General features: G+C 31.1%; 13 protein-coding genes. 7 read left to right on the plus strand and 6 right to left on the minus strand.

Features of this window, described 5'->3' with window-relative positions; all coding sequences use genetic code 11:
• Positions 1-60: 60 nt before the first annotated feature.
• On the minus strand, positions 61-351 hold the full coding sequence (locus SYNTR_RS03610; protein ID WP_156203240.1) for a DUF503 domain-containing protein: 291 nt from the start codon (positions 349-351) through the stop codon (positions 61-63).
• Between the two features lie 277 nt (positions 352-628).
• Here SYNTR_RS03610 and SYNTR_RS03615 point away from each other — a divergent pair, with 277 nt between their 5' ends.
• A complete protein-coding gene (locus tag SYNTR_RS03615; RefSeq protein WP_156203241.1) occupies positions 629-1,585 on the plus strand; it encodes a LysR family transcriptional regulator in 957 nt (318 codons plus the stop codon).
• Positions 1,586-1,816: 231 nt separating this feature from the next.
• Here the strand turns inward: SYNTR_RS03615 and SYNTR_RS03620 are convergent, their stop codons facing one another.
• Positions 1,817-2,092, minus strand: a complete 276-nt coding sequence (locus SYNTR_RS03620) for a metallophosphoesterase family protein (RefSeq protein ID WP_156203242.1) — start codon at positions 2,090-2,092, stop codon at positions 1,817-1,819.
• A gap of 398 nt (positions 2,093-2,490) precedes the next feature.
• On the opposite strand from SYNTR_RS03620, the gene SYNTR_RS03625 reads away from it, so the two are divergent.
• Entirely contained in the window at positions 2,491-2,949 is a 459-nt protein-coding gene (locus SYNTR_RS03625) for a DUF2284 domain-containing protein (protein ID WP_243140256.1), read from the plus strand.
• 38 nt (positions 2,950-2,987) lie between these two features.
• On the opposite strand, the gene SYNTR_RS03630 is transcribed toward SYNTR_RS03625, so the two are convergent.
• The 3 genes from SYNTR_RS03630 to aroF all read right to left on the minus strand — a co-directional run bounded on the left by SYNTR_RS03630 (position 2,988) and on the right by aroF (position 6,181).
• Positions 2,988-3,755: an NRDE family protein gene (locus SYNTR_RS03630; protein ID WP_156203244.1), complete on the minus strand. Its 768-nt coding sequence runs from the start codon at positions 3,753-3,755 to the stop codon at positions 2,988-2,990.
• A 137-nt stretch (positions 3,756-3,892) separates the two neighbouring features.
• Positions 3,893-5,032 (minus strand): bifunctional chorismate mutase/prephenate dehydratase, encoded by a 1,140-nt coding sequence (locus SYNTR_RS03635; protein ID WP_156203245.1) that lies wholly within the window; start codon positions 5,030-5,032, stop codon positions 3,893-3,895.
• A gap of 138 nt (positions 5,033-5,170) precedes the next feature.
• Positions 5,171-6,181, minus strand: coding sequence for a 3-deoxy-7-phosphoheptulonate synthase (gene aroF, locus SYNTR_RS03640; protein ID WP_156203246.1), 1,011 nt, complete (start codon positions 6,179-6,181; stop codon positions 5,171-5,173).
• 696 nt (positions 6,182-6,877) lie between these two features.
• On the opposite strand from aroF, the gene SYNTR_RS03645 reads away from it, so the two are divergent.
• On the plus strand, positions 6,878-7,759 hold the full coding sequence (locus SYNTR_RS03645; protein WP_156203247.1) for an MBL fold metallo-hydrolase: 882 nt from the start codon (positions 6,878-6,880) through the stop codon (positions 7,757-7,759).
• A gap of 108 nt (positions 7,760-7,867) precedes the next feature.
• On the opposite strand, the gene SYNTR_RS03650 is transcribed toward SYNTR_RS03645, so the two are convergent.
• The gene (locus tag SYNTR_RS03650; RefSeq protein WP_156203248.1) at positions 7,868-9,427 is read right to left on the minus strand and encodes a PAS domain-containing sensor histidine kinase; all 1,560 of its coding nucleotides are present in this window, start codon (positions 9,425-9,427) and stop codon (positions 7,868-7,870) included.
• Between the two features lie 748 nt (positions 9,428-10,175).
• Between SYNTR_RS03650 and SYNTR_RS03655 the strand changes: the two genes are divergently transcribed.
• The 4 genes from SYNTR_RS03655 (at position 10,176) to SYNTR_RS03670 (ending at position 13,949) form a co-directional block, all read left to right on the plus strand.
• Positions 10,176-10,448 (plus strand): FeoA family protein, encoded by a 273-nt coding sequence (locus tag SYNTR_RS03655; protein WP_156203249.1) that lies wholly within the window; start codon positions 10,176-10,178, stop codon positions 10,446-10,448.
• A 106-nt stretch (positions 10,449-10,554) separates the two neighbouring features.
• Positions 10,555-11,100, plus strand: a complete 546-nt coding sequence (locus SYNTR_RS03660; RefSeq protein WP_156203250.1) for a nicotianamine synthase family protein — start codon at positions 10,555-10,557, stop codon at positions 11,098-11,100.
• Positions 11,101-11,133: 33 nt separating this feature from the next.
• The gene (locus SYNTR_RS03665) at positions 11,134-12,147 is read left to right on the plus strand and encodes a lysylphosphatidylglycerol synthase transmembrane domain-containing protein (protein ID WP_156203251.1); all 1,014 of its coding nucleotides are present in this window, start codon (positions 11,134-11,136) and stop codon (positions 12,145-12,147) included.
• A complete protein-coding gene (locus SYNTR_RS03670) occupies positions 12,144-13,949 on the plus strand; it encodes a ferrous iron transporter B (RefSeq protein ID WP_156203252.1) in 1,806 nt (601 codons plus the stop codon). The genes SYNTR_RS03665 and SYNTR_RS03670 overlap by 4 nt, the downstream gene beginning before the upstream one ends.
• The last annotated feature ends 26 nt before the right edge of the window (positions 13,950-13,975 follow it).

A 13,975-nucleotide genomic window follows, 5' to 3' on the forward strand; every position in this document is an offset into this window, starting at 1 on the left:
TATTAACAAATACCTTTTTAAATACCAAGGTAAATGCTGGTAATTACATCATAAATATACTTATTCAGATAATATTTGATAGGAAAAACTAGTCAACTCGACACTTTCAGTAAAACGATATATAGTATCCTCTACTACATTAGTAAATAATTCCATATCACTATGTGAATTACTTACTGCTGTAAAACCTAAAATAGATCTTTGCCACAAGTCTTGATATTCTACTTCAGCAACTGAAATATTAAAACGTTTTCTAATCCTATCGATTATGCTATTAATTGTTTTTCTTTTTTCTTTTAGTGAAGTCGTGTAGGGGAAAAATAATTCTGCTTGACCGTAAACGATATACATAAACAAACTCCTTACTAAATTTAATAAATAACAATTATAAACATAATAACAAAATATAACCTCATTTACATCTTTAATGGAACTATAAAAATAAATAGAAATAAAAAAGGACCTAATACACTTGAACTTTGTCGAAATTTTGGTAGGATATATATAAGATTTTTAGCAATAAAACATTGTTACTATATATATAAAAATGATTGATAATAGATAATATTAAAGATATAATATAAATGGTGAAGTAGATTTGATTGTAGTATGGGGGGAGTTGAATAATTTGAATATAGAACAATTTGAAGTATTCAGAACAATAGCGCAAACAAAAAGCTTTACAAAAGCTGCAAACATTTTGAATTTTACACAGCCTGCCATTAGTTCTCAAATTAAACTATTAGAAAAAAAGTTTAATGTAAGTCTTTTTGAACGAACAAACAATGGAGTACGTCTAACCGAAGCAGGTAAGAAATTTTACGACTATGGTGATAGAATTTTGACTTTATATACCCAAATGGAAAACGACATAAGTAAATTAAGTGGTCAACAAAACAGGGAGTGTATTAAGGTTGGTGCTAGTTATACAGCAGGAAACTATTATCTTCCAAGTTCAATAATAAATTATAAAGAACGAAATCCAAATATAAATATTCGTCTAGAAATAAGTAATATAGATGATATCATTGAAAAAGTTCGCAATAGAATTATTGACTTAGGTGTCATAGAAGGAGAAATTGAAGGAGCTGATCTAAATAAAAGTAAAATCAAAAGTATTAAATTAGTTTTAATAGCTCCACCAACTGGAAAATGGTTAGACATTAATTCAATAACAGTAGACGAATTAAGGAAAGAACCTTTTATAGCTAGAGAAGAGGAGTCAAGCTTTAGACAATTCATTAGTAATTATTTAACTTCTAAAGGGATAAATATTGACAAGTTTAATATTTTAACTGAAATTACAAGCTTTGAAGCTATAAAGTATGCGGTAATGGATCATAAAGGTGTTGCTATAGTACCAAGCCCAGTTGTTGAAAAAGAGTTAAGAGAGGGTTATTTAAAACAAATAAAAGTTGAAGATTTATACCTTTATTGGGATATGAATATAATTTATAGAGCTAATGAGTCATTAATTGGCTATAAAGAAGATTTTATAAATTATATATCTGAACCCCAACAACCATCAACATTGAAAGAAACTGAAAACGAAGAAATTAGAAATCAACGATTAAGATTTATATAGTTTATTTTAAAATAGCCGGATAACAATCCGGCTATTTTTATATTATTTAACAATATTAATCATTTTTTCAACTTCCTATAATGAACATTATGTAAACTAGCTTTTTTCTGAATTAAATTTTTTCCGAATTCTTTAATATTTATACCTGCAAAAATATTTCTCTGATATTTTAATTGACGTTTAACATTTACATCTGCACCAAAGTCTATTATTGAAAATACCAAGATACATTTAATGTGGTTTTTGAAAAGAGATAAAATAAATTCTGTTAATAGTTATATTAAAACCGAATGCTTTAGGGTCTATATCAAGTTCCTTAATATCATGAAGTATATAAATAAAAGTATTTTTTAATTCTACTATATTAATTAATGGTAAAAAACTAGCACAGTCTCCTTTATCTATATTACCTTTAACAGCTACAACTGGAGCTATTGTTTCAAATTTATCTAATATAACTGTACCAATATCCCTTGCATGAATTAATAAATTACAATTCTTAAACAAAGAATATATTTCAGGCCTATTTAATCCATTATTACCCCTACCTATTAGTCATCGCATTTATTTCCTGAAAATCCTTAATAGTGCCCTCTTTAACTATTTTCTTATAGTGCCCTAAAAAAAATGAGTCAAAAAGAACTGTCCCCTTTGACTCCTATGAATTTTGTGAATTTTGCAATTTATAGAAGGATTATAAGAACAAAACTGGAATAAGTTTCATTAATACACAAAATATTGGAATGATATCTGGGAAGTTTCGTCTTACATTATCTAAAAAGTACACATGTTTATAATATTATATTATTAGAAAGGAAAGTGAAATTATTGATTTTAAACAAGTAGAGTCATTATTACAGAAAAATAGTTTTTATGATTTTAAGTGGATTGAAGCTAAAGAAATTATTGTTGAGCAGTGGGTTAGATTTAAATGTACTTTTTCGTGTGATAGTTATGCTACGAAACCTGTATGTCCCCCTAATGTGCCACCAATAGCTGAGTGTGAAAAGTTTTTTTCTGAATTCTCAAACGCTATAATTTTGAGAGTAGAATCGCCGGCACATCATAGAAATTTTGATTTTAAGGTATTTGAAGAAACTGATGATAAAGTTTTGGAACTAGAAAAAGATTTATTTTATGCTGGTTATTATAAAGCTATGGCTTTTTCTGCAACTATTTGCTATAGATGTGGGGATGAATGTGCAAAAAATACTGAATGTAAAAATAATTATAAGTCTAGACCGACTCCTGAAGCTTTAGGTGTAGATATATTTGCAACGGTTAAAAAGATTGGATATCCCATTGAAGTATTATCTAGTTATGATCAAAATATGAATAGGTATTATTTAATAATGATTGAATAAGTGATTCAACTGCATAGTTGAGATAGTCCCCTTTGACTCTAAATAATCTTAAACTCAAAGTACTCATTATTCCATGGCTCAGATTCACCAGGTCTGAAACTTCGCTCCCAAAACCTAACCTGGTCATTGCGGTCAACCAACAGCACGGTCGTAGATTTGGTGCCATACTCTGGGCTAACTATAAAAGCTGGAGAAAGCATGCGCTCCATTTCTAGGCTTAAACCGGTTTGGGGTAAAAACTCATCAGCGAACTGCTCCTTGTCTTTCATTATAGCAAACAAATGCCCTACATCTACATCCTCTTGTTGCAGGCAGTCAGCTATGGAATTTAACCCCTTGGTTACTTTGGGCCAAGGAACATTAAGAAGGCTGTTACTCAGTCCATGAATGCCCTTTTCAATTTTGTGAATAACCTTTTCTCGGTTGGAATAGTAGTAAAGGCATTTATGGTTTCCTACTAAGAGATTAAAGCCGTTATATTCAACCCCTTTATCCTGGATATTGTTTAAATATTGTACGGGGTCAATACTGTCGTTTAGATAGTTTTCGACTAAATGTCCACGCGAAGGAGCGGATGGGTTATGACTAGCAGAATCACGGTAGTTAGTCAAGGTCGCAAAGCGCCCTGAAGTGGTTATCCCCAGCCAAGTGCCGCCCTGTTGTAAATCCTTTCCCGCCAGTAAATCCTTATTATCAGGCCAAAAGCCTGCCGGCAAATCAGGACGCTTATAAAACTCGTCCCGGTTAGTAGCCACTACCAACGGGTATTTAGGGTGTACATCATAGGCAATAAAGATTAAACACATAATAAATCCTCAAAAAATTAATTTTCCTCAATTATAACATTAAATTAAAAATCATTAACAACAACTTGAAGAAATTGTAATGTCTTCACAAAAAAGTGAGTCAAAAGGAACCGTCCCTTTTGACTCACTATGACTCCTTATGCTTCATAATAGTTTCCTAAAAATGCGAAAAAATCAGGGCTATTTTCCATTTCGCAGATAAGATTTAATATTTCTTCTGAGTGTACGTATCCCTCAAAATCAATATAAAACATAAATTCAAAATCACTACCTGGTATAGGCCGGCTTTCTAGTTTAGTCATATTTATTCCTAATGCAGAAAATTTTGAAATAATCCTATATAATGACCCTGGGCGATGAGGAATAGTAAAAATTAAGCTGATTTTATTTGCACCTGGATATATTTCCATGTCTTTAGATATGCAAATAAAACGTGTATAGTTATTATCACTATTTTGAATATCAGTCGCAAGCACTCCGAGGTTGTATAATTCGGCACAATTCATTGAAGAAATAGCTGCAATGTTATTCTTTCCTGAATCAAATACTTTTTTTGCAGCAACAGCAGTATTTTCACAAGGTATTACTTTTACACCTTTTAAGCTTTCTAAATATTTACTACACTGTGCAAATGCTTGTTCATGGGAATAAATTTCATTTATTTCTTCAAGCTTTGTTCCCTTATTAGCTAGCAATACATGATTGATTTTCAATTTGATACTTCTGGCAATATAAAACTTATATTTTTTCATAAGATCGTAAACCTCTGTTACTGAACCATGCAAATTATTTTCAATCGGCAATATTCCATAATTGCACAAACCTTTATCAACTGCTGTAAATACTGCATCAAAACTATTCATATACATAATCGTAGGACGTGAAAATAGTTTCTCACAAGCAAATTGAGAATTAGCACCCTCAATTCCTTGACAAGCAACAGCAGCACTATTAGGAAATATTTTGGAAGTATTTAAAAGTGCACTTTTTATTTCTTCTGCCATGTTTGAATTAATATACATTCTTCTACTTTGATATGAACGAGAAATATCAAAAAGCGTTGTGAAAAAAATCTTTGTATACTGAGCCATTTCATCTGTTTGCTGTTCTGTAACACGATTAATAATATCACGCTCACGAGCTGTACCAAGTATAGGTGAATTTTTCTTCATTTTATAGTCTGTAATTTCTGAAATTAATGCCATTCGATCTTCAAACAATCTTGTCATTTCATTATCGATATTGTCAATTTTTTTTCTGATTTCATCAAAATTCATATTTATTAACCTCCTTTTATAATAAATTAAAATATTATTACTTATTTCTTCCCTTGTCTATTTGTATGTTGAAGTTATTCCAATTCCAACTATAACTTGATATTGTTCTTGTTCTTCAGATCTCATGCTTCTTTATTATTAATAAAATTTATTTATTATAGGTAATAGCTCATTCACATGAGCTGACAACTCACTGAACGCTTCCGGTGTTATTGATTGTTGCCCATCACACATTGCGTTTGCTGGATCGTTGTGAACTTCAATTATTAGACCATCTGCCCCAGCAGCTACAGCGGCAAGTGACATTGATTTAACATATTTAGCATATCCGGTAGAATGACTTGGATCTATAACCACCGGTAAATGTGTGAGCTCCTTTAAAACAGGAATTGAAGCTAAATCAAGTGTGTTCCTTGTTGTTGTTTCAAATGTTCTAATTCCTCGTTCACAGAGGATAACCTCTTCATTGCCACCGGCCATAATGTATTCTGCACTCATAAGAAGCTCTTGAATTGTAGCAGAAAATCCTCTTTTCAATAATACTGGTTTATTTATTTTTCCTAATGCTTTAAGCAACTCAAAATTATGCATATTTCTTGCACCAACTTGAATAATATCGATATTATCAAACAACGGTAATTGGGAAATATCCATAATTTCTGATATTATTGGCAGTCCAATTTCTTTTTTTGCCTCAAGCATAAGCTCTATGCCATCAGCACGAAGTCCTTGGAACGCATAAGGAGATGTGCGTGGTTTAAAAGCACCACCACGTAAAATTGCAGCACCTGAGGATTTAACGGAAGAAGCAATCATGCATATTTGCTCATGTGATTCAACAGCACAAGGTCCTGCTATCATTGCAAAGTTTCCACCACCAATTTTAACATCACCAATAGATATTATAGTATCAAGTGGATGAAACCTTCTGTTTGCCTGTTTATAAGGCTCTTGAATTCTTTTAACATCTGCTACAATATCGAGTGCACCTATAAATTCGATATCAATTGTACTTGTATCCCCTACTAATCCTAAAACTGTAGAGTGAATACCTTCTATTGTCTGAACATTAATATCCATACTATTAAGCCATTGCTTTAAACTATCAAGCTGTTTTTCTTCTGGATTTTGCTCTAACACAATAATCATAAATATCTCTCCTTTAATTTTTTTTACATAAAACTATCTATAAAAAAATCCCACCCAGTCGAGCTGACTGAGTGGGATTTTTATAGTCCTCACTTATTTCAGTACAACTCAACAAAGCCTTGTAAAAAATACAAAGCCAAAAAAGAATACAAAGCTAATTGTTGAGTTGTGTAAGTTATTCATTTTCCTTCCTCCAAATAATTAAATAATATAAAACAAAAAACCTCGGTAATTACAACGTATTACCGAGGTTTTAACTCTAATTAAAAATCGTCTTCGGCAATACTAAATAACCTTACTAAAGAAATTAGTAAAGCTAAAAAAGCTATTGCTAAAAACGAAATTATTATACATAATTTTTCCCCTTAATTATTTTTATTAATTTTATTAAACATGTTATTTTATAAATTGTCAAGTTATAAATTTTAACTTATTATACCAATTTTGTTTTAATATTTGTCTAAACGGTATGTTTTTTATTTACATATATCGCTTTTAAATTTTAATAAATTATAAAAAATGCTTTTAACAAGAGACTTGATTATCTGAAAAATGGTAGAATCGAATATATAGAGACTGGTAAGGACCTCACATCAATAATTATATTGTCATCCCATTCCGGTCTTATTTCTTATCTAGCTTAAATAGAATTGATATAATCCAAAATTCAGCTAAGTGAGAGGAATGATATTAATTATGAAAAAGCTTACGGAAAATGTAATACAATTAGGCAATCGCCATTTTAATTATTTTTTAGTAGGACAAAAAGAAGCTGCTATTTTAGAATGTGGAGTTACTAGTGGGGTTGCTACTCTAAAATCCCAGTGGACTAAGTTACAGGAGAAGCCTCATGTTAAATATATAATTGCTATGCACGCACATTTTGATCATGTTTGTGGCATTCCGGCCCTGCAGGAATTTTTTTCAGAAGCAAAGATTATATCTAGCAAAGAAGCGCAAAAGGTTATGGCCAAATCCAAAATAATAGATGATTTTTTTTACCAAGATGAGAAAATGTCGGAGACGTTAGTTTCTCAAGGAATAATCCCAGATAAACCTAATGCGACTTATGTTAGTAATATTTTAGTAGATCAAGTAGTAGGAGAAAATGACATTATTAATTTATCAGGAGGAATTGAATTAAAATTTTTAATAACACCTGGGCATAGTCCTTGCAGTGTAGCTTGTTATCTACCAAAGGATCAAGTGATGTTTTTATCTGATGCAGCTGGTTTTCAAATATCAGATCTAGAGATTTTTCCAGTATTTTTTCAAGGATATGAACAATATATTGAGACTATTAAAAGGTTAATGGGTTATCCAACCCAAGTATTAGGGATTCCCCATGAGAGGATATGGGTAAAAGATGAAGTGAACTTTTTTTACCAACGTGCTTTGAATGCAGCTCAGCATGCTTTTATTTGTATTGAGAAAATGATTGATAAGGGAACAGATGAGCAAATAATAGAAAAAGAATTATTTTCTTACTATTATCGAGGCAATTTAAAAATTTATACTCCGGAAAACATTCAAACTTGTATAAAACTCCTAATACGACGAGTAAAAGAGTGTCTTTAAAAATTGAGTATCACTTCCCTTTTAGCAAAAAACAGCCTATTGAATATATTCAATAGGCTGTTTTTTAATGTATATTACTCTATGGTAAAGCTAATAAAATGCTTTTAATTAGCTCGTAGGAAAGCAAAAGTAAAATGTAGTTCCTTTGGGTCCTGTATCAAAATCAATCCTTGCATTATGGCGTGCAGCAATACTATAGCAGACAGCTAAACCTAAGCCTGTTCCTTCATTCTTGGTAGTAACAAAGGGTGTTCCTAATTTATCAATCACCTCAGTGTCCAAACCGTGCCCTTGATCACTTATAAATAATATTATTTCTTTATTAACCAATCTTGTTCCAATCGTTAATGTTCCACCTTCTGACATGGCTTCTAGACCGTTGCGGGTTATGTTAAGAATTAGTTGTCTGATTTCATTTTTATCGATAAGAGCCATTGGCGGATTGCCTAAATCCAACTCAATATTCATTCCTTTTAAATTTGCATCAGCTTTTAGCATTGGATATATGGCTTTAACAACGTTGTCAATATAATGTGGCTGCAGATTAACGATTTTATCCTTAGCCATTCTTAAATATTCGGATATTATTCCATTAGCCCGATCTAATTCTTCAATCATAAGATCGAAGTATGCCTTATCTTTTTCATAACGCTCTTGCCCGTTTATTAACTGTATAAAACCTCGTATCGCTGTCATAGGATTCCTAATTTCATGACCAATACTAGCCGCCATTTCACCAATGAGGTTTAAACGGTCAAGTCGGGCTAAATCATTTTCCATTTGTTTACGCTCAGTAATATCACTAAACATAGTTACAAGACAATCGGCTTCGTTTAGTCGAATTGGTTCTGCTGATAATAGTGCTAACCTCTTCTCACCAAGTTTAGTATTATATTTTATTTCTATTTCCCTAACTTTTTCGTAATTTTGTAAACGTTTTAATATTGAGTCATGATCACTTACATCATCCCAGAAATTAACCTCTAACCATGATCGGCCAATTAGCTCTTCCCGGCTGTATCCAACTGTTTGCAAAAAGCTTTCGTTTACATCTAAAAATATTGCTTCATCCCGTGTTGAAATGCACATTGGCATTGGACTTAACATAAATGCTTTACTGAAACGCTCCTCAGCATTGCGTAGGTCTTTTTCTGCCTGTTTGCGGTCAGAAATATCACGAATGGATGAAATGGCACCACATATATTCCCTTTTGTATCAACTAATTTAGATGCAGATGCCCATAAATATGCACCTTTACCATTATAGGTTTTAGGTACATAAACTTCACCAAACAGGTTATTATCTCCCGGTTTTACAAAATCATATTTATTTTTTATCTCACTGTATTTATTGTCAGACATAAGGACTAAGTCTATAATAATGGGACGTCGTTCCCCATAAAAAGGTATTGCATATTCATAATTGCCTTTTCCTATCATTTGCTCTTTAGGTACTCCTGTCATATCTTGCATAGCTTTATTCCAAAAGACAACCTGACCTTGCAAATTAATTACTAATGTAGCATCAGGCAAAAGTTCAATGACTTGTTCCATTTGCTGTTGTAATTCTATATTAATACCCTTGCTTGCTTTTAGCTTTTCATTTTCTTGTCGTAAACTAATTAGTTCACTAATAAGATCTTCTTTTTCACGACTTGCTTCTCTCAAAATGATTCCCCCTCTAGATACCAGAAACCTCTTCCCCCGGAAATAAACTTTTAAACATTAAGAATTATTTACAAACAAATGGTTATTAACACATTAAGTCCCAAGAAGTTCTAACAACTATTATTCGATAATATATAGCCTTATCCTGCATCTGTATACATTTAAATAAAAAATATTTCGACTATTTATGGCAATATTCATTACGATATTTGAATATCGACATAATAAACATATTATGTAAACAAGCCATTATATCTTATTAATTTTATTCTATATTTTTTGTTAATTTCATTCATGAAAAATATGTTAATATAATTACATTTAACTCCATTTTACACCATTAGCAACAATATTTTCTTTTATATGATTGTTCAATTAAGAGCTCATCTCTAATTATATAACATAGACGTGATTAATGAGCTTTAGTCTTAATTTGTAAATATTTATTGAAAAAAATGAAATAGACTAAAAATCTTGTAGAAAATGACACATATGTGTTGATGGTTCAAGATTTAGAAATACAACAAATAAAGTCTCAAGTACAAAGTTAAATATAAAGTTTCTACAAAAATACCCATTATTATGGGTATTTTTTTTATGTTTAAATAATATTTATATAAAGCTTATAGCTTTTAATTTTTAGGTGTATTGACAACTAAACTAAATTAAGGTATTATTACATTGAAATTGAAAATCATTCTCAATTAGGTATTATTCCTTTTAATTATTTAATAAAGGAGTGATTTAAATGGCAATGAAAGCCAATGATTTATATACTGCACAAGTTAATCAACATAATTTTAAAAAAGAAAAAAATATATTAAAATTACGTTCTGGTGAACAAGGAATTATTGTTGATACTCCAGCAGATCCTCTACTCGCCTCTATGGGATTTAGAACGGGTAAAGTGGTTTCTATAGTCGCAAAAGAGATTTTTAATGGACCTCTAGTTTGTTCTATTGATGGAAGGAAGGTAGCTATTTGTAAAAATGTTGCTGAAAAAATTACCGTAATTATATAAATTAATTTATAATATCTCAAAAAGCAGTTTTAATTAATTTGCTTTTATTTTTTATAAAGAATTGATAATTAATATCACTTGATTGGCAGAGGGGAATCCGGAATCAATGTTGAAAAACTTATTTGCTTCTTGGGAAAAAATCAGTTGTAATTTTTACCCTGCATTTTATTTTTACCATAGATTATATCGTGACGTTGTTCAAAATGAGATTAAACTTGGACAGATCACATCTAATGATAAAGTTTTAAATATAGGTTGTGGAGCAATACCTTTTACTGCAATACATATAGTTCAAATGACCGGAGCTAAAGTTATTGCTCTTGACAAAGATACTGAAGCTGTGGAAAGAGCAAAACATTGTTTGAAGAAATATCGATTAGATAGAAATATAGAAATAAAAATTGGCGATGGAGTTAATGAAATACCTGTTCCTTTTACTGTAGCAATAGTTGCATTACAGGTAAAAGAAAAAGTAAAGGTGTTAGAAAATTTGCAATCCAAGGGAGAACCAGGAGGAAACTTGATTTTTCGTCAACCAACTGACGCATACAAAACCGTTTACGGTTTTCTTCCCAATGATTACTTACCAGTTTCAAAAACACTTCAAAATATGAAAACTTTTAAAGAATCATACTTGTATAAAGTAAATTAACATTTTACAGTGGTAATTGGGGAGGTTTGAGAAGTGAAAAAATCCTACTTATTAATAGTTGGAGTTTTAATAATTACAGCGATAGTCATGGTAGTGGGCTGGGATAATGTATATAAGATAATGAGTCGTATGACACTTCCCCAGTTTATCTTTTTGGTTATCTTACAATTAGGAACGTTATTTTTAACAGCTTATATCTGGTATTTTTTACTAAAACAAAAATCTAGTCAAATATCTCTTTTTAATGTCTTTGGCATTAATTTAGCGGGAACCTTTGTAGAAAGTGTTACACCTTCAGTGAAAATAGGCGGGGAGGCACTGAAGGTGTATTTGATGCGTCAAAAAACTGCTCTTGCATATTCAGAACTTACTGCTGTAGCTGTAGTAAGTAAATATTTTTCCTTACTCCCCTTTTTATTAATTAGTGTAATTACACTTGCTATAGCATTATTAGCATTTAATTTACCCTTTTTTGTTTTTATTGCTTTTATAGGGTTATTACTGTTCTTTTTGTTATTTTTTATTTTTTTCAATATTCAGGGTTTCAATTTAGATACTTTCTTTAATAACTTATTAGGTGAAAAAATTAATAATAGCAATAATCAAGTTTTAAAAAAAATAATTCCCATAATTAATCGTATTTATACCTTCTTACTTGATTCGTCTAATGCATCAAAAAGCATTGTTACTTCAATGAAACAACGAAAAATACTTTTTTTAATAGCTTTTGTAGTATGGGCGCTTTATCCGGTAAAAGTGTATTTGGTTGCTTTTATGCTAGGTTATCAGCTTAATATTGTAGTCGTAGTGCTTGCTACTTATACTGCCTATTTAGTAAGTATGATTCCATTACTTCCTGGTGGGCTTGCTACTTTCGAAGGTAGTATGGCATTAGTACTTGCTTATGAGGGATTAACATCGGCAGAGGCTATATCTATTGCTTTGATGACAAGAGTAATTACTTTTTGGATTCCACTGTTACTTTCAGCAATTATAACTATTTATTATATCAAAAATACAGATAATCAAGAAGGTGAAATAATATGAATGATAAAGAAAATGTCCTTTTAATTGGCCCACCTAATGTAGGCAAAAGTGTGACTTTTAATAATTTAACAGGATCAAATATAAGTATTGCAAATTATGTAGGAACTACTGTAGAGTTTACTGTCGGTGAAATAATATTTGATGATTATAATGTTAATTTAATAGATGTTCCTGGTACATATACCCTTGAAGCTACAAATGAAGCTGAAAAAATTGCTGTAGAAATGCTTCAAGGACATGATTTTAAACATAAAAAATTTGAACACTGTCATGATCAGAAGGATGTTGATGCAAACCTTAGAAAAAAACCTGCTGCTGTTATAAGTGTTATTGATGCTTATAACTTAGAAAGTAGCTTATATTTATTATTCCAAGTATTACAATATAATATCCCTACTGTTGCTGTACTAAATAGAATGGATCTAATTGAAGAAAAAGGCGAGAAAATTGATGTAGAATATTTATCCTATAAGCTTGGGATACCTGTTATCCCTACTGTTGCTGTTGAAAAAAAGGGGTTAAATGAATTAAAAGAAATATTACAAACAATTTTAGCAAAAGCCCCTTCTACTGAAACAGAAAATATTAGAGATATTGATAATAGTAAAATAGAAGAAAGTTTTTGGCAAAAAGCTGAAGAAATAGTTTCAAAGGCTAAATTCAGACCTTCTGTTTTAAAAAAATCAAAGCGAGAAATATGGGGAGAACGTCTTGTGAAACCTTGGCCAGGACTACCTTTAAGCATCCTTATTCTAGGTTTAGTTTTTGCACTCATAGTTGGATTAGGAATGGGGTTACGTCAGTTTCTTTTACTTCCTTTATTTCGTGAATATATTATTCCAGTAATTTCATTAGGCGTAGAAGCAATTGTTGCTCCAGGGACATTTCAAAATATTTTAATTGGAGAATATGGTTTATTCGTTAAAGGTTTAGAGTGGCCGTTTACTCTTGTAATGCCATATGTCATTTCTTTTTATATTGCATTCAGTATATTAGAAGACAGTGGCTATCTTCCTAGACTAGGTAGTTTGCTTGATGGTTTGCTAAACAAATTAGGTTTACCAGGTTCTAGTATTATTCCACTGCTCCTAGGCTATGGTTGTGGAATTCCAGCTATAATGGCAACTAGATCACTAAATTCATATAAAGAACGTATGATAGTTACCACTTTGGTTTGCTTGGGAATACCTTGTGTAGCTCAGTCAGGTGCTTTTATAGCTTTACTTGGTGAAGAATCTATATTAGCTCTTTTGTTAGTTTTCTTCTTTTCTCTATTTGTAATATTCGTTACTGGATTTATTATAGATAAGCTTTTGCCTGGAAGTCGTCCATATACAATTATGGAGATTCCTGAGTTGCTTGTCCCTAGAAGTGAAGTGATTTTTAACAAAATATGGTTTAGAACTAAAAATTACATTTATGAAGGTGCTCTACCTATGATAGCCATTATAGGAGTTGCTGCTTTCTTTTATGAAACTGGTGTTATGGGAATTATTGGGCAATTACTAAGTCCATTAGTAGTTACCTGGCTTCATTTACCTGCAGAAGCTTCAACACCATTAATACTAGGAATTTTTAGGCGTGAACTAGCAATAGTTCCTCTAGTGGAAATGGACTTAACTACGTTACAGCTCTTTACAGGAGCTATTGTAGGTTTATTTTATGTACCTTGTGTAGCAATAATAGCTACACTTGCTAGAGAGTTTAACTTAAAATTTTCAGTGTTTATTTTAATAATTACAACAACTATAGCATTTCTTATTGGTGGAGCAATAGCTAGAATAGGAGGATTATTTTTTTAAACCATAAATCTCTAAACCAGATTAAA

It is taken from the genome of Candidatus Syntrophocurvum alkaliphilum, assembly GCF_009734445.1.
GTDB lineage: Bacteria > Bacillota > Syntrophomonadia > Syntrophomonadales > Syntrophomonadaceae > Syntrophocurvum > Syntrophocurvum alkaliphilum.

Bases quoted from the DNA above. Each gene is read 5' to 3' on its own strand.
- SYNTR_RS03610 (WP_156203240.1), bottom strand. From the start codon at position 351: ATGTATATCGTTTACGGTCAAGCAGAATTATTTTTCCCCTACACGACT.
- SYNTR_RS03630 (WP_156203244.1), bottom strand. From the start codon at position 3,755: ATGTGTTTAATCTTTATTGCCTATGATGTACACCCTAAATACCCGTTG.
- SYNTR_RS03635 (WP_156203245.1), bottom strand. From the start codon at position 5,032: ATGAATTTTGATGAAATCAGAAAAAAAATTGACAATATCGATAATGAA.
- aroF (WP_156203246.1), bottom strand. From the start codon at position 6,181: ATGATTATTGTGTTAGAGCAAAATCCAGAAGAAAAACAGCTTGATAGT.
- SYNTR_RS03645 (WP_156203247.1), top strand. From the start codon at position 6,878: ATGAAAAAGCTTACGGAAAATGTAATACAATTAGGCAATCGCCATTTT.
- SYNTR_RS03655 (WP_156203249.1), top strand. From the start codon at position 10,176: ATGGCAATGAAAGCCAATGATTTATATACTGCACAAGTTAATCAACAT.
- SYNTR_RS03660 (WP_156203250.1), top strand. From the start codon at position 10,555: ATGTTGAAAAACTTATTTGCTTCTTGGGAAAAAATCAGTTGTAATTTT.
- SYNTR_RS03670 (WP_156203252.1), top strand. From the start codon at position 12,144: ATGAATGATAAAGAAAATGTCCTTTTAATTGGCCCACCTAATGTAGGC.